Source organism: bacterium (genome assembly GCA_030655055.1).
In the GTDB taxonomy this organism is placed as follows: Bacteria; Edwardsbacteria; AC1; order AC1; family EtOH8; genus UBA5202.
In genome coordinates this window covers 1-17,761 of sequence record JAURWH010000064.1, presented here as the reverse complement: position 1 = coordinate 17,761, position 17,761 = coordinate 1, and the positions used below count along the sequence as shown (strand labels likewise).

Here is a 17,761-nt window from a genome sequence, read left to right as displayed (position 1 = left end):
CGGTGTTGATGATCCGGCTGTCGGCCACTATCACCAGACCCTTGTCGGTCTTGTTGCGGATCAGGCGCCCGAAACCCTGGCGGAAGCGGATCACCGCCTCGGGCAGCAGGTACTGGTGGAACGAGCTGTTGCCGTTCTGCTCGATCACCTGGCAGCGGGCCTCCACCAATGGATCGCTGGGACCGGAGAACGGCAGTTTGGAGATCACCAGCAGATCCAACGCCTGGCCCGGCAGGTCCACCCCCTCCCAAAAACTGTTGGTGCCAAAGATCACCGTCTCCCGGTTGCTCAATGACTGCTCTATCAACTGCGATGGATGGCCGTCAATGCCCTGGGCCAGAATGTTGGCCCGGCCGGATTCCAGCAGGCTCTGGTAACTGCGGTTTAATAGATCGAACGAGGTGAACAGCACCAGCCCCCCGGTCTGGTGGCGGGCCAGCACCAGATGCAAAAGGTCTATGAAGCTCTGGTTGAACTGCGGGGTCTTGGGCGAGGGCAGGTACTGGGGAACCAGCAGGGCCGCCTGTTTCTTGAAATCGAAGGGCGAGGCCAAAAGCAGCTGGACCAGCATCTCCTGGTCCATGGACATCAACCCCACCCGGCTTTTGAAGAAATCAAAGCTTCCCTCCACCGTCAGGGTGGCCGAGGTAAAGACGGCGGTCTTGAGCTCGGGGTACAATTGCTCGTTCAGCACCGCACCCACCTCCAGCGGGCCGGCCACCAGGCGCAGACCGTTGTAGTTGCCGCCGGGCTCGGCCCAGTAGACGTATCCCCGGTCGTCGGCCGAAAGCAGCCGGCCCAGGGTGTTGGCCAGGGTCCGGCATTCCAGGGCCCGCTTGCCCAGCTCCTCCAGGAACAGCTCCTTTTCCTGCTTCTGGTCCGAGGGGAAATTTCCCAAAGCTTCCTTGAAATTATCCAGACGGGATGACAGGTCCAGCAGCATGTCCACCAGCCCCTGCCCTTCGCTCAGGATCTGCTGCTGGAAGGAATCGCCGGTCAGATAGCGCTTTTTCTCCTGCAGTTTTTTGACGTCCCCTAGGTTGAACTTGAAGGCCAGAAACTTTTCCCCGGCCTTGCCGGTCTCCAGCGTCTGCCCGGCCAGATCCAGGGCGGTGCGCTGCAGGGTCTGGGACAGGGCTCCGTCGGCCTTGGATTTCTGTATCCAGCGGGAGACCAGCATCAGCAGGCCGCTTTCGGAAGGGCGCTTGGAGTAAAGGCCCTGCATCAGCCGGCTCAGGTCCCAGCGGCTGAAGCCGTAGCCCAGGAGATCGGTGGCCACCCGCTCGATGTTGTGGGCCTCGTCTATCACCAGGCGCTGGTATTCCGGCAGGATACGGTTCTGGGACGACAGGTCGGAGAAAAGCAGGGAATGGTTGACCACCACTATCTGCGATTCCTCGGCCCGGCGCCGGGCCATCCGCAGGAAGCATTTGTTGAACAGCGGGCAGTGGTTGTTCTGGCAGTTCAGCACGTCGGAACAGATCTTGCCCCACAGTCCGGGGGCCCGGGCCGGATTGAACCCGCCGTGCTCGGCGATGTCCCCGGTTTTGGTCTTTTGCGACCAGGGCAGAAGTATCAGGGCCTCCTCCCTTTCCTCGGGGTTCAAAAAAAGTTCGGGATGGAAACTGACCTCCTGCCAGCGCCGCAGACAGAGATAGTTGCTGCGGCCTTTAAGCAGGGCGGCCTCGAAATGCCCGATGGCCTTTCGCAGCAGGGGGATGTCCTTGTAAAAAAGCTGTTCCTGAAGGTTCTTGGTATGGGTGGAGATTATCACTCTTTGGCTGGTCTTGCGAGACCAGATCACCGCCGGTATCAGGTAGGCCAGACTTTTGCCGGTGCCGGTGCCGGCCTCGGCCAGCAGCAGGTGCTCGTCCTCCAAAGCGTCCATCACCGCCAGCGCCATCTTCTCCTGCTCCGGGCGCTCTTCGTAATTGTCATTAAGGATCCCGGCTAATTTCCCGTCCCTGCCCCATACCTGTTTGAGGTCGTTTGATATCTTTTCGTTCTTGGGCTCCGGCTCTTCCTCGTATCTGGCCCTGGGTTCGGCAATGACCAACGGGCCTTCCCTGGACTCCGCCCGGGCCTTGGCTATCAGCTCCCGGTGCCCCGGCAGGGCCAGGTGCGACATCTTCTCCAGCAGCGAAAGCTCCAGTCCCGGAAGCATCTGGTGCAACCGGACAAAGAGGTGGCCGGTGGCCAAAGCGTCGTCGTAGGCCCGGTGTGAATGCCCGGTCTCTATCCGGAAATATTTGCAGAGGTTGTCCTTGCTGTGGCTCTTGTTCTGGGGCAGCAGGCAGCGGGAAAGGGTCAGGGTGTCCCAGGCGGTGTTGTTGACCTCGGCCCCGTTCCGCAGGAACGACAGGTCGAACCGGCTATTGTGGAACACCAGCGCCGAGTCCCCGATGAACTCCAAAAATTTGGGCAGGGTCTCGGAAAGCACCGGCGCGCTGTCCACCTCGTCCTGGGTAATGCCGGTCAGGCGCTTGATGAACGGCGACAGGTCGCGCTGGGGGTTGACCAGGGCCTTGAACGTCTCGCCCGGCAGGCCGTCCTGGAACCTGACGGCCCCGATCTCGATGATCTCGTCCCGCTCCCGGTTGAGGCCGGTGGTCTCCAGGTCAACTGCTATAAAGGCGAGGGGCTGCGCTTCTTCCCTCGCCTCGGTGTGTTCGGTGATATGTTCTTTTTTCTTTTTCGGCATTATTTCATTATTTCTTTCACCACAAAGACACTAAGACACTAATTTTATACCTTCAATATTCAGTATTGAGGATTCCGGCTCAATTCTATCCAATACCTTTGATGAACCTTGCCATTTATTTCTTCTTCGCTGTCTAAAACGCCATTGTTGTTCAATATGGTTTTAACAGAACCTACATTATCTTTGTCGCAGGTCAACAATACTTTTGACAGACCCATGGCCCTGGCTTTTTCTAACGTCAATTGGAGCAGTATGGTCGCGTAACCTTTTTGTCTTTCGGTGGGCCGTATACCATAACCAATATTTCCACCCTCTTTCAATAATTTATCAGTCAGCGAATGGCGCAAATTGGAAACGCCTATTATTTTGTCATCATATATCAGCCAAAATGTTGAATGAGGAACGAATCCATCTGGAAGCCCTATTCCCAGACTGTAATTTTTAAGTTTTTGGATATACTCTTGGTAGTTGGAATAGTCCATAGCTAAAACGAAAGGCACAAGCTGCTCGCCAGTTGCATTCCAGTCTGACATGAAATCAACAAACTGTTCTCTTAACAAAACCGGTGGTTCAATTAATCGCACTTGCTTCATGTTAAAATGATCATGATGAAATAATAAATACCTCTGTACCTCTTTGTCTCTGTGGCAAGATCACTTCTTCTCCACTTCGTTCATCTTCTTCATGGAACAATAATCCCCGCACATTGTGCAGGCCCCGCTTTCCCTCTTTGGTGCAGATTCGTAAACCTGCCGGGCGTGGGGCGGGTTGATGGAAAGTTCTATCTGTTTGTCCCAGTCCAGGGCCTTGCGGGCCTGGGACATCTTCAGGTCCCATTCCCTGGCCCCCGGCACGCCCTTGGCGATGTCGGCGGCGTGGGCCGCTATCCGCAGGACTATCACCCCTTCCCGGACGTCATCTATGTCCGGCAGTTTCAGGTGTTCGCTGGGGGTGACGTAGCAAAGGAAGTCCGCCCCGAAGTAGGCCGCCCAGGCCCCGCCGATGGCCGCGGTGATGTGGTCGTAACCCGGCGCGATGTCGGTGACCAGCGGGCCCAGCACATAGAACGGCGCGCCCTTGCACAGTTCCTTTTGTATCTTGACATTGGTCTCTATCTGGTCTATCGGCACGTGGCCCGGCCCTTCCACCATGGCTTGGACCCCGGCGGCCCGGGCCCGGTCCACCAGTTCGCCCAGGGTAATGAGCTCCTGGATCTGGGCCCGGTCGGTGGCGTCGGCCAGACAGCCCGGCCGGAATCCGTCGCCCAGACTTAAGGTGACGTTGTGCTCCTTGCAGATATCCAGCAGACGGTCGTAATACTGGTAAAGCGGGTTCTCGGCCTTGTTATAGGTCATCCATTCGATGGTAAAGGCCCCGCCCCGGCTGACCACGCTGGCCACCCGGCCCTCCTGCTTAAGGCGTTTGACGGATTCCGATGTGATGCCGCAGTGAACGGTCAGAAAGTCCACCCCGTCCCTGGCCTGGCGCTCGATCACCGAGAAGATCTCGTTCACGGTCATCTCCACCAGGGATTTTTTGTTCTTCACCGCCTCGATGGCCGCCTGATAGATGGGCACGGTTCCCAGTGGCACCGGACACTGCAGCAGTATCTCCCGCCGCACCGCGTCGATGTCGCCGCCGGTGGAAAGGTCCATGATGGCGTCGGCCCCGGCCCCCACCGCGGCCTTCAGCTTCTCCAGTTCAATGGACAGCTCGGCCGTGTCCTGCGAGGTGCCGATGTTGGCGTTGACCTTGGTTCTAAGGCCCTTGCCCACCGCGCAGGGCTTCAACAGCCGGCGGTTCTTGTTCATGGGGATCACGATGGTGCCCTGTTCCAGGCCTTCTTTAATGGTCTCCCAGGGGACCCTTTCGTCCTCGGCAATCTTCTTGATGATGCTCTCGTGGATGTTCAATGTGACTCACTTCCTGGTTATAAGGGGTTAAGCAAATAGCGAGTTTCTTTTGGTGAAACTCGCCATGTTCCTTGCTTTTCTATGATGTTCTAAGAACCGTTCCTTAGGCTTTGGCAGCGGCCTTGGGCTTGGCTTCGGCTTTGGGTTTCGGCTCGGCCTTGGGCTTGGCCTCGGCCTTTACTTCGGCCTTGGCGGCGGCTTTGGGCTTGGCCTCGGCGCCGTCCTTCTTGGCATAGCGCTTGCGGAACTGTTCCACCCGGCCGGCGGCATCCAGCAGCTTCTCTTTTCCGGTATAGAAAGGATGACAGCTGGAGCAGATTTCCACGTGGATGTCCTTGGAGGTGGAGCGGGTGTTGATGACATTGCCGCAGCTGCAGGTGATGGTGGTGGCCTCGTACTTGGGATGTATGCCCTTTTTCATGTTTACTCCTTGGGTTGGTATATTATTTTGTTTTATTCTCTCGTCTGCGAATACTGAATACTGGCTACTAGATACTTCCGTGCGAAAGCTATTTGGTGGTGTCTTCTACGGCGGTGGTATCCGGCATCGGCTTGCGCTTCTGCGTTCCCCTGATCCCGGCCACGGCGGTGGGCGTCTGCTCTGTCAGGGCCTCCTTCTTGCCTTCGATCTTCTTCAGGCTTTTCAAGGCCTTGCTTTCCTGTTTTGCTTCCGGGGCCACAGCAGCCTTCTGCAGCAAGGTGGTCACTTCGTCGGTCTGGGGTCCCAGCAGTTTTACCAATTTGCCCTGGGCATCATTAAGCTCAAGTTCCGCCTTGTCGGTGATATTCAGACAGTCTCCGGCATACAGCGAATCACCCAGCACGGCCGGCATCCAGGTCCCGCTGATGAGCTTTTGGACGTCGCCCTTGACAAAGCACACAAAAGCCACGGATGCGGGTTTGGCCGGAACCGGGGCCGCCGCAGGTTTGGGCTGTTCCTTTTTGGCGCAGCCAACGATCAATGCCGCCAGTGCGGCAAAAAGCAATGTTTTTTTCATCTTTGTCTCCTGAATACAATTAGGGCTATAAGGATACTACATTTTGGTGCTAAAGTCAATCAATATCTGGGTCTTACGGCCCCGCCCGCCTTTCAGGCTCTTCAGCATCCCGGCCAGGGTCTCTTTGATCATCTTCCTGACGAAGGGGTTCATGGGCAATGGTTTGCCGTCGATCAGCACCTGAAGCGCCCTGTCCTTCCGGGCCGGCAGGATGAAGGTCTGCTCCAGCCATCGGGCTATCTCAATCGGCTTTGAGGGGCTGAAATGCCTGACCTTGCCGTCCGGCGGGGTCTTTTTGCCTATGGTGGCGATGATGCCTTTAAGATTGACCGAGGAAAGTTCATCCGAAAAAAGCGCTTTGGGGAACGATTCCTTCTTATAGCCCTCTATTATCAGCAGGTCAAGTTCCCTGGACAAAGCACTGGCTATTATTTTTGGGGTCAGTTTTTTGGCATCCTCGAACCGCACCAGCAGTTTGTCGTCGGTGATGGACGAGATCCCGGCCCCGGCCAGGCGGAACTTGTCGGTGTCGGTCCCGCGCTTGTCGGCCTTGATGGCGCCGTGGGTGTGCTTAAGCACCCCGACCCGGTAGCCCTTGCGGCTGAGGATGCGGACGATCTGCTCTATCAGCGTTGTTTTGCCGGAGTTGGAATGTCCGACGAAGGAGATTATTGGCTGCATGGCTTCACCAGTTACTGAATTTACAGTTTACAGTTTAAAGTTTTCATGTTGAAAAATCAGCGTTCATCTGCGTCCCGTTCATCCGAACAGTTCAATGTGCACGGTGTCCCCCGGATTCACTCCCTCGCACTCCTCCGGCAGTATCATCAGCCCGTCGGCCTGGACCATGGAGGTCAAAATACCAGACCCCTGTGGCCCGGTAAGAACAGCATGGTACGCTCCATCCTGCCATTTCACTTTTGCCCGCAGAAATTGGGTCTTACCGGCGGGTTTCTTTACGGCCTGGTCGCAGACCGCTGTTATCGGCACTTTGAAAATGTTTTGACTGCCCTGCATCTTCAGCAGCAGCGGACGGACATACTGGTCGCAGACCACCATTGAGGACACCGGGTTGCCCGGAAGCCCAACCACCGGCTTGCCGTTGATATGCCCATAGGCCAGCGGTTTTCCCGGTTTCTGTTTCACCTGCCAAAAGTTCATCTGCCCCAGTTCGGACAAAGCCTGTTTCATCAGGTCGTAGTCGCCCACCGAGACCCCGCCCGAAGTGATGACCACATCGCACTCCCGGGCCGCCTGGTTCAGGGTTTGCTTGATCTTTGCCAGATCGTCGGCGATGATGCCGTAATCTTTTACCACCGCCCCGGCCTCTTTCACCTGCCCGCCGATGCTGAAACGGTTGGCGTCGTATATCTGTCCCGGCTTCAGCGGCTGGCCCGGCGCGGCCACCTCGTTGCCGCTGGAGATGATCCCCGCCACCGGCTGTTTGGAAGCCAGGACTTCGGTCAAGCCCAAGGAAGCTATCAGACCCACCTCCTGCGGCCGCAATCTTGTTCCCTTGGTTATCAGCAATTGCCCTGCAGTAACATCCTCTCCCTGCCTGCGAACATTGGCCCCTTGCCTGACTGCCATCAATATTCTAACTTCAGTATTCGATATTCCCGTTGACGTCTCTTCCACCGGAATGACGCTGTCAGCATTAGCAGGTATCTGCGCCCCTGTCATGATCCTGATGGCCTGCCCCGGTTTCAAGGACATGGCGGCCACCTGGCCGGCCGGAACGTCTTCGATGATCTGCAGGGTCACCGGACTTTGCTCCGAAGCCCCGGCCACATCGGAGGCGATGACGGCAAAGCCGTCCATGGCCGAGTTATCCCTGGGCGGGATGTCGAACGTGGCCGTGATGTCCTGGGCAAGCACCCGGCCCAAGAGGTCCGCCAGACGGCATTTTTCTGGGGGCAGGGATTTTATGCCCTCCAGCATTTTACTGCGCGCTTCGTGGAATGAGATCATTCGTTTCCTTTTTGTTACACCTAATGTCTATTATCAAATCCCCATCATACCATTCCCTGGGCGAGGCACGACTCGCCCCTACAATAATCCAATCCCAATAATCTATTCCCTATCCCCCGTTCTCTTCCCTCCACACCCTGATACTGCTGGCCTTGAACACCGCATACACCTTGCTGCCCTTCTGCAAACCCATCTCGTCCCACGAGGCCTTGGTAATGGCCACGTCCAACGGGAGACCAATATCTAAAGTAACCTTGTACAACCCGCCCTCGGAAACGGCCTCGGTAACAATTCCCTCCAGCACATTGCGGGCGCTGCTGACCAGCTTCTGGCTGGACAATATTATTTCGGTAGGATTAAGACTGGCCATGGCCTGGCCTTCCAGTTCGGTCACCACTTCAAACGACACATCCCCGCATCGGAACGACTTCCCATTTCCTATTTTGACGATTTCCCCATTATACATATTGTCCCGGCCCAAGAACTTTCCCCAAAAGGCCTGGTCGCCCTTGTGTAGAACATCCTGGGCAGTGCCGGAGATGGAGATCACTCCGTCGTTAAGGAACCAGACCCAGTTAGCGATCCGCTCCACCTGCCAAAGATTGTGGGTGGCCAAAACCACTTTCTTGCCCCGGGAGGCCAGTTCCAGGATCGTCTTCTCTATCAGCTTGGCGCTCAAGGGATCCAGGTTGGCGGTGGGCTCGTCCAGGAACACCACCTCCGGGTCCAGCGCCAGCACCCGGCCCAGCGCCACCCGCTGGATCTCCCCGGCCGACAGGGTCCTGGCCTCGCGTTTCCCGAAACCCCTTAGAGAAAGGGCCTCCAGCACCTGGTCAGTCCTTCTTCTCCGCTCGGATTGGGACACGCCCCTTACCCGCAGGCCGTACTCCAGGTTGTAGCGCACCGTGCCGGACAGCATCACCGCCGGGTTGTGGATCAGCCCCATCTTCTTCCTGATGCCCGGTGAATGCACCACCGCATCATATCCCTCGCTGCCCCGGGTCTTGTATTTAAGGGTCCCGCCGTCGCTTTTCTCCAGCAGGGCCAGGATCCGCATCAGAGTGGTCTTGCCGGAGCCGTTGGGGCCCACCAGGGCGTAGATGCCCGGGGCATCGATGGTCAGCGAGACGTCCTTGAGCACGGCCTTGCCGTCAAAACGTTTGGAAAGGTTGTGGGCTGCGATCTTCATCGTCCGGCCCTCCCCTGCACTGTCTGAAGGATGATGTTGATGCCTATGGCCACTATCAAAAGCACCAGTCCCAATGCGATCCCCAGCTCAAAATTGCCCTTGATGGTCTCCAGCGCGATGGCGGTGGTCATCACCCGGGTGTCGCCCATGATGTTGCCGCCCACCATCATGGTCATGCCGGTCTCGCCCAGCACCCGGGAGAAACCGGTGATGAAGGCTGCGGCCAGGGCAAAGCGGACCTCACGCATTATTCCCAGGATCAGATGCCACCGGCCGGCCCCCAGGGTGATCATGGTCTCCTTCACCCGGTGCCCCAAAGACTGCAGGGCCGAGATGCTTAGGCCGGTCATCAGAGGGATGATCAGCAGGGTCTGGGCTATGATGATGGCCGATGGAGTATACAGCAGGTGCCAGAATCCCAGCGGCCCCGAGCGGGACAGAAGCAGATAGCAGACCAGCCCTATCACCACCGCGGGGATGGCGATGAAACTGTTGACCGTTCCGATGACGATCCTCTTGCCCCTGAATTCGTTCTGGGTAATGGCCAGGGACAGCGGTACGGCCAAAACCACGGCGATCAGCGAAGAGGCAAAAGAGACCTGCAGGGACAAAAACACTATCTGCCAGATCTCGGGGTCGAATTTCAGCAGCAGACCCAGGGCCTGCTGCATGCTTTGCATCAAATTGAACATAGTATAATAATAGCAAAAGATTGATTTAAAAACAATAGGAGCGCCTTGGAAATGCGCTCCTATGTTTTGTTACCGTAAGAAAAGGTTGATTAGAACTTCACCTGCAGCTGGGCCGATAGAATGTTGTTCTTGTATGGCCGGTAGACCAGGTCTTCCTGCTTGATATCGTAGTTCAGACTGACCTTGGTATTGGCATTCAGGAAATAGTCAGCTCCCAGCGTCCAGACCGTGGTCCGGGCCTCGGTCTTTACCCAAACAGTATCAGTAACTGTTGGGCTTATGTTTACTTTCGTCAACTTCCAGCTATAGTCCTCGCGGTACAGGTCGCCCCTGACGCTGACCTTCAGCTTCTGCATTGGCACATAGCCCACTGTGATGTAGGCCCCCCGCATCAGTTTGCCTGCCACCTCGCTGAATTTGTAATATTTTTTGGTCATTACGGAATCCGGACGAGTATAAACTGTATCATTCCAGGTACTGGTAGTTGTATCATAGACGCCGCGAATTAAAGTATCGGTATGGAAGGTCTTAATGGTGCTGAAAAAAGATGTAGTATCTACGTTCAATTTGTCATCGTTCCCGATCATGATCTCGCCCCGGGCGAACAGCTTGCCCCGCTCGTAGTTCACGTCCAGGCCGGCGTGGCGGTTGTAGTAGCTCTTCCCGGCGGTGTTCTGGGTGCCGTATTCCACCGAGCCGCCCACGGTCATGCCCGCCAGCGGCGCATAGACGATGCGGGAAACGACTGTCTTTGACGGATTGGCGTCCTTTTCGTTGTAGGGGGAGCCGTTGCCCACCGAAAGCGAATAATTCAGGTCATTCCAGACGCCGAAGCCCATCACGCCAACCTCCCGGTTGCTGGCGTTGAACTTCCCGGTAAGCTGGGCGGCGCTGACGAAATCCATGCTGGTGGCCGCCAGCATCTGCTCATATCCAAAAGGCCGCTTGTACTGGCCCACCCGGAAGGAATAAAGCTTGGAGGGCTTCCAGTCGGCGTATGCGTCGAACAGCCAGGTGGCATAGACCGTGCTGGTGCCGGCCTTGGTGGCCTTGTTGGCCGAAAGGCAGATCCGGTAGGCCAGGTTGCTCCAGGCGTCGCCGCTGACGGTGATGGCCGCGTCCTTGGCCTCGAAACCCGCAGGATAGGTGACCAAAGCGTCGTGATACAGGGTGTCCATGTAGGTAAGCTTGAGCCAGCCGTTGACCTTGAAAGTGGGGTAATCCTGCTTGGCGTCGGTCTTGACATCAAAGGCGAAGGCTGATCCGGCTAAGGCAAAGACCATGGCCAGTAATAATATTCTCTTCATTATCTCTCTCTTTTAGATATTTGGTTGAATGTCTATCCAATTAGCTTAGGAACACACACCAAAAGGGTTTCTATCCGCAGATTTCACAGATTTTTCATATTCAAGTAAATATTTTTATATGCAAATAAACTCGTTACCATCATTCGACTAAGCTCACGACAGCGTCTGCGTTAATCTGTGGATAAAGGTTCCTTAGTAAGTTGGATAATCATTTTTGGTTATTTGTTTTTGGCATCGGGAATGTACAGGGGCTCGCCGAATTTGTCCATGCCCGAGACCCGGATCATTTCCTGCACTTCGGGCGAGAGCATGAATTTCACGAATTTTACCGCCAGGTCGTAATTTAGCTGGGGATACTTGGCCGGCGACCCGGTGATGATCCGGATGTAATTGAGCATCAGCTGGTCGCGCTGGCAGACGATCTTGAGGTTCGGGTAATCCTTGCTGTAGGTCAGCCAGGTGGCCCGGTCGGCCAGGGTGTAGGCTCCGTCCTTGTCGGCCTTGGTTAAGACCTTGACCGTGCCCAGCCCGGTCTCGGAATACCATTCGCTGTCGATGGGATCTATCCCGGCGGACTGCCACAGGGCCATCTCCTTCTGGTGGGTGCCGGACATGTCGGACCGGGAATAGAATTTGGCCTTGGCATCCCGCACTTTGGCCAAAGCGATCTTGACATCTGGCAGCGAACTGTCGATACCGGCCGGGTTGTCCAGCGGCCCCGCCAGCACGAAGTCGTTGTACATCAGGTCCCAGGCTTGGGTGCCGAAACCCGCCAGCAGCACCGCATCCTCGGCCTTGCGGTCGTGGACGATGGCCACGTCGGCCGCTCCGGACTGCAGCAGGCCAAGAGCCTTGCCGGTGGGCAGGGAATACAGCAGGATCTTGCAGTCATACATCTGCTCGAATTTTGGCAGCAGATCGGTATACAGCCCGGTATCGTAGGGGCTCATGGTGGAAGCCACGATCAGGGTCTGCCCGGCCAGGGCCAAAGAACACAGGCTTATTGAGACGATAAGCGTTAATAAGAGTTTCTTCATTTATTTCTTCTCCGCCGCCGGGTAGAACAGGGGCTGGCCGTACTTGTCCACGCCGTACTCGGCGATCATCTTCTGGCCGCGCTCCGAGGTCAGGAAATCCGAGAATTTCTTGGCCAGGGAATAGTTGACGAACGGGTATTTGGCCGGGGCCACCAGCATGATGTGGTAGGGGTTGAACAATTCCTTGTCCCCCTCGTTCAGGATCGGCAGGTCATACTCCTTCTGGTGGGCCAGGTAGGTGCCGCGGTCGGTCATACTGTAGGCCCGTTTTTCGTTGGCGATGCGCAGGATGGCCTCCATCCCGGCGCCGGCCTCCAGGTACCAGGAGCCCTTGGGCTTGACGCCGGCCACTTCCCACAGCCGCTGTTCTTTCTTGTGGGTGCCGGACTGGTCGGCCCGGGAGACGAAGGTTGCCTGCGAAGCCTCTATCTTCTTCAGCGCTTCGGTGGCGGAGGCCAGGCCCTTGATGCCGGCCGGATCCTCGGCCGGGCCCACAATGACAAAATCATTGTACATCAGGTATTTCCGTTCCACGAAAAAGCCTTCCTTGACCACTACTTCTTCGGCCACCGGATCGTGGACCATCACGACGTCGGCGTTGCCGTCCTTGCCGTAGCGGATGGAGGCCCCGGTGCCGACCGCTATCACCTGCACCTTGCAGCCGTTCTCCTTTTCGAAGATGGGAACCAGGAAATCCAGCAGTCCCGAATCCATGGTGCTGGTGGTGGTGGCCAGGACCAGCTTGGGCTTGTCCTTGGCCAGGGCCGCCGGAGCCAGCAGGGAAAGCACCAGAAGCAGGGAAAGCGCCAGGGTGGTGAACCTCTTCATTGTTTCTCCTAAAAGTGTTTATGATGGGTTAATAGTTTATTTTATCACTCTAACTTTTCCGGAACAGACAGGATTAACATGATTCCCAAGATTAAATCATAAATAATCCTGTAAATCCTGTCAAAGATACCCCGTATAATCTATTGTTTGAATGTTTCTTGACCGTTTAGACGGCAGGCTTGGTTTAAATCATTTTTCCATGTAGGGGTAGGGGAAATCCACCGGGGGCAGGTAGTTCTCCTTGATGGTCCGGGGCGAGATCCAGCGCAAAAGATTGTAGACCCCGCCGGCCTTGTCGTTGGTGCCGGAGGCCCGGGCGCCTCCGAACGGCTGCAATCCCACCATGGCCCCGGAGCACTTGTCGTTGTAATAGAAGTTTCCGGCGGCATAACGCAGGGCCTGGCAGGCCGTGACGATGGCCGAGCGATCCCGGGCGAAGATGGCCCCGGTCAGGGCGTAGGGCGAGGTGCTGTCGCAGATCTTCAGGGTCTCCTCGAACTGGTCATCGTCGTAGACGTAGATGGTCAGCACCGGCCCGAAGATCTCCTCCTCCATGGTCACAAAACGGGGAACAAACGTTTCTATGACGGTGGGCTGGACAAAGTAACCCTTGCTCTTGTCACCTTCACCGCCAGCAATGATCTTGGCACTGGTGCTGGATTTTGCTTTGGAAATATATCCCATGATGGAGTCAAATGACTTTTCATCTATCACCGCGTTGACAAAACAGTCAAAGTCCCTGACATCGCCCAGCTTGATGCGCTTAAGCATGCCCTGCATCCTGTCCTTGACCTCCGGCCACAATGATTTTGGGACATAGCCCCGGGAGCAGGCCGAGCACTTCTGCCCTTGGTATTCAAAAGCTCCCCGGACAAAGGCCGCGGCCACCTGGGTGGGATCGGAGGAGTTGTGGACGAAGATGAAATCCTTGCCGCCGGTCTCCCCCACCAATTTGGGGTATGACTTGTAGGTTCCCAGGTTGTCCGAGACGCCTTTCCAAAGGCTGTTGAAGGTGTTGTTGGAACCGGTGAAGTGGATCCCGGCCAGTTCCTTGGATTTCAGTGCCACTTCGCTGATGACCGCGCCCGAGCCCGGCAGGAAGTTGATCACCCCGTCCGGAAGGCCGGCCTCTTTGAAGACCTGCATCAGGTAGTAGTTTGACAACAGCGAGGTGGTGGCCGGCTTCCAGATGGTGGTATTGCCCATCAGCACCGGGGCCATGTTAAGGTTGGAGCCGATGGCGGTGAAATTGAAGGGCGTGATGGTGAAGACGAAGCCCTCCAGCGGCCGGAATTCCACCCGGTTCATCTGCTCCGGGGTGGAAAGCGGCTGTTCCCCGTAGATCTTGGAGATGAAATAGGCGTTGAATCTTAAAAAGTCTATGGTCTCGCCCACCGAGTCTATCTCCGCCTGAAAGACATTCTTGCCCTGCCCCAGCATGGTGGAGGCGTTGATCAGATCGCGGTATTTGTCGGCGATCAGCTTGGCGGCCTTCAAGGTGATGGCGGTGCGCTCCACCCAGGACATGGTCATCCATTCTTCCTTGGCGTCACAGGCGGCCTTGATGGCCAGCTTGACCTCCTCCGGGCCGACCTGATGATATTTGGCCAGCACATGGCCGTGGTCGCAGGGCATCACCACATTTTTTGTCTTCCCGGTGCGGACCTCCCGGCCGTTGATGATGGCCGGAATGTCCACTATTATTGAGGACTGCCGCTCCAACTCCTTTTCCAGGGCTTTTCTTTCGGGCGATCCTTTCAGGTAACCGTAAATTGGTTCATTGCCGGGTATGGCCGTGTTGAATACCGCGTTGTTCATTGCTCCCTCTTGCTGTTGTTGTGATTTGGTAATAAAAAAACCCATCCTTGAAATTTTTGGAAGGATAGGCGCAAAAGGGCCACAATGCGACCCGTTATAATTGACGGACCGCTTGCATTCTTGGCCACCTCTCCTTTCCAAAATACGGGAGGCAAAGCCGTTTCCAGCCCCACCCTTGTCCGCTTTTCAGCGGAACCGTCCCGCCATTCATGGCAAATGATGCTTTAGAATAGCGGGATCGGAGAATAATTTATGGGATTATATCAGATATTCCCGGTTGTTGTCAAATCTAACTACTTGCCCTTCTTAAAGCACATGAACCAGTCCAGGCAATATTTGCCTTCCTCTTTTGTTTCCACTCTTTCCTTGGCCGCACCGCAGGAGCCGGGCGGCGGGATGATCACGTCATCGCCGGGCTGCCAGTTTGCCGGGGTGGCTATGCCTTCGGCATCGGATTTCTGCAGGGCTATCAGCAGGCGTTTGATCTCTTCCATGTTGCGTCCGTTGCTCAACGGATAATAGAGCACGGCCCTTACAGCCTGGGTGGTGGAGGCGTTCGGCTGGAGCATCCCGAATTTCTTGGCCACCTCCATTTTGATGTCCTCGATCAGGGGGAATTTCACCTCGATGTTCTTCAGGCCTTTGTATTCGATCTTTTCCTTGATGGTCCTCAGCCAGGCAATATGGGCATAGATGCTGTCGATGGAGAGACCTATCAACTGGCAGTTAAGTTTTTTGAAGTCTTCGTCCATGGAGGCAAAGGTCATGAACTCGGTGGTGCAGACCGGGGTGAAATCGGCCGGATGGCTGAATAAGATGACCCATTTCCCCTTGTAATCTTCCGGGAAATTGATCTCCCCCATGGTGGTCTTGGCCTTGAATTGGGGAGCATCATCGCCTATCAGCGGCATGGGGGATCTTTGCTCTTCCATTTTCCTTACCTCCTTATTGGTTTTTATTTCCGGTTGACCATGCTTACGGCCGCCTGGTCGGTGGGCATGATGATGATGTCCTCGATGTTGACGTGGGCCGGCCGGGAGCAGGCCCAGACCACCGCCTCGGCGATGTCCTCCGGCCTTAGGGGCGTCATGCCCTGGTAGACCTTGTCCGCCCGCTGTTGGTCGCCGTGGAACCGGACCACCGAGAACTCGGTCTCGGCAAAGCCCGGATCGACGCTGGTAACCCGGATATTGGTGCCAAAGGCGTCCATCCGCATGGCCTTGTTCAGGGCCTTCACCGCGTGCTTGGTGGCGTTGTAGACGTTGCCAGCCGGATAGACCTCGTGCCCGGCTATGGAGCCGATGTTGACGATATGGCCGGAGTTGCGTTTGACCATCCCCGGCATCACCGCCCGGGTGACGTAGAGCAGGCCCTTGACGTTGGTGTCTATCATCTCCTCCCAGTTCTGAATGACGCCTTCCTGAATCTTCTCCAGCCCCCGGGACAGACCGGCGTTGTTCAGCAGAATGTCGATGCTGGCCCACTCTGCCGGCAGTCCTTCCACTGCCTTCTGGACCGCCTTCTGATCCCTGACATCAAGTGATATGGTGAGAACTTCTGACTTGTATTCTTTGATCAGACGGGTGGCCAGTTGATCCAGACGGTCTTTGCGCCGGGCGGCCAGGATAAGCCTGGCGCCAAGTTTTGCAAATTCCACCGCGGAGGCCTGCCCGATCCCGCTGGAGGCCCCGGTAATGAGTACTGTTTTGTTGCTAAAGTTTTGCATTATTTTGTCCTGCTTATATTATGTCTTTTATTAACTTAACTGCTTCTGGCTTATTGTCTGAGATCTTAATGCATCCCTGAAGCCGCCTGACCGCTTCCCGTCCCTTTTGCTCATCATTGCAGAGCACTTTGACCATGGTCTCCCCGGCTTTTACCTGGCCGCCTATCCTGTGTTCAAAGATGAACCCGGCCGAGGGATCGATGATATCGTCCATCCTCAGCCGGCCGCAGCCCAGAAAGACCCCGGTCATGCCAACCTCGCGGTTGTCCATGGAGTGGATGTATCCTGACTTCTCTGCCTTAGCTTCGATTACATGCTTGGCCTGGGGCAGTATCTTCTTATAGTCATCGGCCACTTTGACCTCCCCGCCATGGGCCGCCACCATTTCCCTGAATTTCTCCAATCCCTGGCCGGAGGAGACGATCTGTTCAAGGATCCTCTTGCCTGACCCCGCATCACTGGCCCGTTCGCCCATCACCAGCATCTCGGCGCCCAGGGCATAGGTCAACTCCATCAGGTCCTGTGGCCCATTGCCCTTTAGACATTCCACGCATTCTTCTATCTCCAGCGCATTGCCCACCGCCCGGCCGAGCGGCTGGTTCATGTCGGTGATCAGGGCCTTCATCTTTTTGCCCATCCCCTGCCCGATGGCCGTCATGGTTCTGGTGAGCTCCAAGGCGTCCTGGTGCTTCTGCATGAAGGCTCCGCTGCCGGTCTTGACGTCCAGCACCAGCCCGTCGGCACCCTCGGCCAGCTTCTTGGACATGATGCTGGCGGCTATCAGCGGGATGCAGTCCACCGTGGCGGTGACGTCGCGCAGGGCATAGAGCTTCTTGTCGGCCGGGGCCAGGTCCGGGGTCTGGCCCATCATGGCCAGCCCTATCCGGGTCAAAGTATGGCGGAACTCGTCGTAGCTGAGGTTGGTGCGGAAACCGGGGATGGATTCCAGCTTGTCCAGCGTCCCGCCGGTGTGGCCCAGGCCCCGCCCGCTTACCATCGGCACCGGCACTCCGGCCGCCGCCACCATCGGGGCCAGGATGATGGAGACCTTGTCCCCCACCCCGCCGGTGGAATGCTTGTCTACTTTGATGCCGGGAATGTCGGAGAGATCAAACACCCGTCCCGAGTTCATCATGGCCATGGCCAGCTCGGTAGTTTCAGCTGATGTCATGCCTTTCAGGAAGATGGCCATCAGCAGGGCCGAGGTCTGGTAATCCGGTATGGCCCCGGATGTGTAACTGGCGATGAACCATTTTATCTCGGAGGCCGAGAGTTCACCGCCGTTGCGTTTTTTGTAGATTATCTCATAAGGGGTCATATTACCTCTCCCGATAAAACTTGTCCTGAGTCCGCCTTGGCGGACCGAAGGATGCACGAAATGTTTTGATCTGGTTTTCGTGGGTTTTCGTGGGGAATTACCGTTTCCTTGCCCACTCCAGTATCACCATCCATATCGGCATGGCCTTCTTCCAGCCGGTTCCCTTGACGATGCTCCGGAACCAAGCCGTCTTGGGCAAATGCATCTCTGTCTTTTTGGCTCCCAGCAAATAACCCAGTTTCCGGCCCTCCTTGAGGACGGTC

The 17,761-nt window shown here is 56.4% G+C and carries 16 protein-coding genes and 1 riboswitch; all 16 genes read right to left on the bottom strand.

Annotation, left to right across the window (positions count from 1 at the left end; translation table 11 throughout):
- The coding region (locus Q7U71_03005; protein MDO9390723.1) for an exonuclease domain-containing protein at positions 1-2,701 on the bottom strand (2,701 nt) is incomplete at its 3' end.
- 59 nt (positions 2,702-2,760) lie between these two features.
- Positions 2,761-3,294, bottom strand: coding sequence for a GNAT family N-acetyltransferase (locus tag Q7U71_03000; GenBank protein ID MDO9390722.1), 534 nt, complete (start codon positions 3,292-3,294; stop codon positions 2,761-2,763).
- A 60-nt stretch (positions 3,295-3,354) separates the two neighbouring features.
- Positions 3,355-4,614: a phosphomethylpyrimidine synthase ThiC gene (thiC, locus tag Q7U71_02995; protein ID MDO9390721.1), complete on the bottom strand. Its 1,260-nt coding sequence runs from the start codon at positions 4,612-4,614 to the stop codon at positions 3,355-3,357.
- Positions 4,615-4,717: 103 nt separating this feature from the next.
- Positions 4,718-5,035 carry a 50S ribosomal protein L31 gene (gene rpmE, locus Q7U71_02990; GenBank protein ID MDO9390720.1) on the bottom strand — a complete coding sequence of 106 codons (318 nt, stop codon included), beginning with the start codon at positions 5,033-5,035 and terminating at the stop codon, positions 4,718-4,720.
- An 88-nt stretch (positions 5,036-5,123) separates the two neighbouring features.
- Entirely contained in the window at positions 5,124-5,612 is a 489-nt protein-coding gene (locus tag Q7U71_02985; protein ID MDO9390719.1) for a hypothetical protein, read from the bottom strand.
- A gap of 36 nt (positions 5,613-5,648) precedes the next feature.
- Positions 5,649-6,293, bottom strand: a complete 645-nt coding sequence (gene mobB / locus Q7U71_02980; protein ID MDO9390718.1) for a molybdopterin-guanine dinucleotide biosynthesis protein B — start codon at positions 6,291-6,293, stop codon at positions 5,649-5,651.
- 78 nt (positions 6,294-6,371) lie between these two features.
- The gene (locus tag Q7U71_02975; GenBank protein ID MDO9390717.1) at positions 6,372-7,583 is read right to left on the bottom strand and encodes a molybdopterin molybdotransferase MoeA; all 1,212 of its coding nucleotides are present in this window, start codon (positions 7,581-7,583) and stop codon (positions 6,372-6,374) included.
- 109 nt (positions 7,584-7,692) lie between these two features.
- On the bottom strand, positions 7,693-8,772 hold the full coding sequence (locus Q7U71_02970; protein MDO9390716.1) for an ATP-binding cassette domain-containing protein: 1,080 nt from the start codon (positions 8,770-8,772) through the stop codon (positions 7,693-7,695).
- Positions 8,769-9,464: an ABC transporter permease gene (locus Q7U71_02965; protein MDO9390715.1), complete on the bottom strand. Its 696-nt coding sequence runs from the start codon at positions 9,462-9,464 to the stop codon at positions 8,769-8,771. Before Q7U71_02965 ends, Q7U71_02970 begins: the two co-directional genes overlap by 4 nt.
- Positions 9,465-9,553: 89 nt before the next feature.
- The gene (locus tag Q7U71_02960) at positions 9,554-10,771 is read right to left on the bottom strand and encodes a porin (protein ID MDO9390714.1); all 1,218 of its coding nucleotides are present in this window, start codon (positions 10,769-10,771) and stop codon (positions 9,554-9,556) included.
- A gap of 218 nt (positions 10,772-10,989) precedes the next feature.
- Positions 10,990-11,808 carry a substrate-binding domain-containing protein gene (locus Q7U71_02955; protein ID MDO9390713.1) on the bottom strand — a complete coding sequence of 273 codons (819 nt, stop codon included), beginning with the start codon at positions 11,806-11,808 and terminating at the stop codon, positions 10,990-10,992.
- On the bottom strand, positions 11,809-12,636 hold the full coding sequence (locus Q7U71_02950) for a substrate-binding domain-containing protein (protein MDO9390712.1): 828 nt from the start codon (positions 12,634-12,636) through the stop codon (positions 11,809-11,811).
- A 189-nt stretch (positions 12,637-12,825) separates the two neighbouring features.
- Positions 12,826-14,454 carry an L-glutamate gamma-semialdehyde dehydrogenase gene (pruA, locus tag Q7U71_02945; protein ID MDO9390711.1) on the bottom strand — a complete coding sequence of 543 codons (1,629 nt, stop codon included), beginning with the start codon at positions 14,452-14,454 and terminating at the stop codon, positions 12,826-12,828.
- Positions 14,455-14,568: 114 nt separating this feature from the next.
- Positions 14,569-14,710, bottom strand: a riboswitch (molybdenum cofactor riboswitch).
- Between the two features lie 37 nt (positions 14,711-14,747).
- Positions 14,748-15,386, bottom strand: coding sequence for a peroxiredoxin (locus Q7U71_02940; GenBank protein MDO9390710.1), 639 nt, complete (start codon positions 15,384-15,386; stop codon positions 14,748-14,750).
- 23 nt (positions 15,387-15,409) lie between these two features.
- Positions 15,410-16,180 (bottom strand): SDR family oxidoreductase, encoded by a 771-nt coding sequence (locus Q7U71_02935; protein MDO9390709.1) that lies wholly within the window; start codon positions 16,178-16,180, stop codon positions 15,410-15,412.
- A gap of 13 nt (positions 16,181-16,193) precedes the next feature.
- A complete protein-coding gene (locus tag Q7U71_02930; GenBank protein MDO9390708.1) occupies positions 16,194-17,498 on the bottom strand; it encodes a thymidine phosphorylase in 1,305 nt (434 codons plus the stop codon).
- Between the last annotated feature and the right edge of the window lie 263 nt (positions 17,499-17,761).

What these genes read in the sequence shown, in the direction of transcription:
- Q7U71_02940 (MDO9390710.1), bottom strand. Translation starts at nt 15,386, where the DNA reads ATGGAAGAGCAAAGATCCCCCATGCCGCTGATAGGCGATGATGCTCCC.
- pruA (MDO9390711.1), bottom strand. Translation starts at nt 14,454, where the DNA reads ATGAACAACGCGGTATTCAACACGGCCATACCCGGCAATGAACCAATT.
- Q7U71_02965 (MDO9390715.1), bottom strand. Translation starts at nt 9,464, where the DNA reads ATGTTCAATTTGATGCAAAGCATGCAGCAGGCCCTGGGTCTGCTGCTG.
- rpmE (MDO9390720.1), bottom strand. Translation starts at nt 5,035, where the DNA reads ATGAAAAAGGGCATACATCCCAAGTACGAGGCCACCACCATCACCTGC.
- Q7U71_02950 (MDO9390712.1), bottom strand. Translation starts at nt 12,636, where the DNA reads ATGAAGAGGTTCACCACCCTGGCGCTTTCCCTGCTTCTGGTGCTTTCC.
- Q7U71_02985 (MDO9390719.1), bottom strand. Translation starts at nt 5,612, where the DNA reads ATGAAAAAAACATTGCTTTTTGCCGCACTGGCGGCATTGATCGTTGGC.
- Q7U71_02975 (MDO9390717.1), bottom strand. Translation starts at nt 7,583, where the DNA reads ATGATCTCATTCCACGAAGCGCGCAGTAAAATGCTGGAGGGCATAAAA.
- Q7U71_02935 (MDO9390709.1), bottom strand. Translation starts at nt 16,180, where the DNA reads ATGCAAAACTTTAGCAACAAAACAGTACTCATTACCGGGGCCTCCAGC.
- Q7U71_02930 (MDO9390708.1), bottom strand. Translation starts at nt 17,498, where the DNA reads ATGACCCCTTATGAGATAATCTACAAAAAACGCAACGGCGGTGAACTC.
- Q7U71_02960 (MDO9390714.1), bottom strand. Translation starts at nt 10,771, where the DNA reads ATGAAGAGAATATTATTACTGGCCATGGTCTTTGCCTTAGCCGGATCA.
- Q7U71_02970 (MDO9390716.1), bottom strand. Translation starts at nt 8,772, where the DNA reads ATGAAGATCGCAGCCCACAACCTTTCCAAACGTTTTGACGGCAAGGCC.
- Q7U71_02955 (MDO9390713.1), bottom strand. Translation starts at nt 11,808, where the DNA reads ATGAAGAAACTCTTATTAACGCTTATCGTCTCAATAAGCCTGTGTTCT.
- mobB (MDO9390718.1), bottom strand. Translation starts at nt 6,293, where the DNA reads ATGCAGCCAATAATCTCCTTCGTCGGACATTCCAACTCCGGCAAAACA.
- Q7U71_03000 (MDO9390722.1), bottom strand. Translation starts at nt 3,294, where the DNA reads ATGAAGCAAGTGCGATTAATTGAACCACCGGTTTTGTTAAGAGAACAG.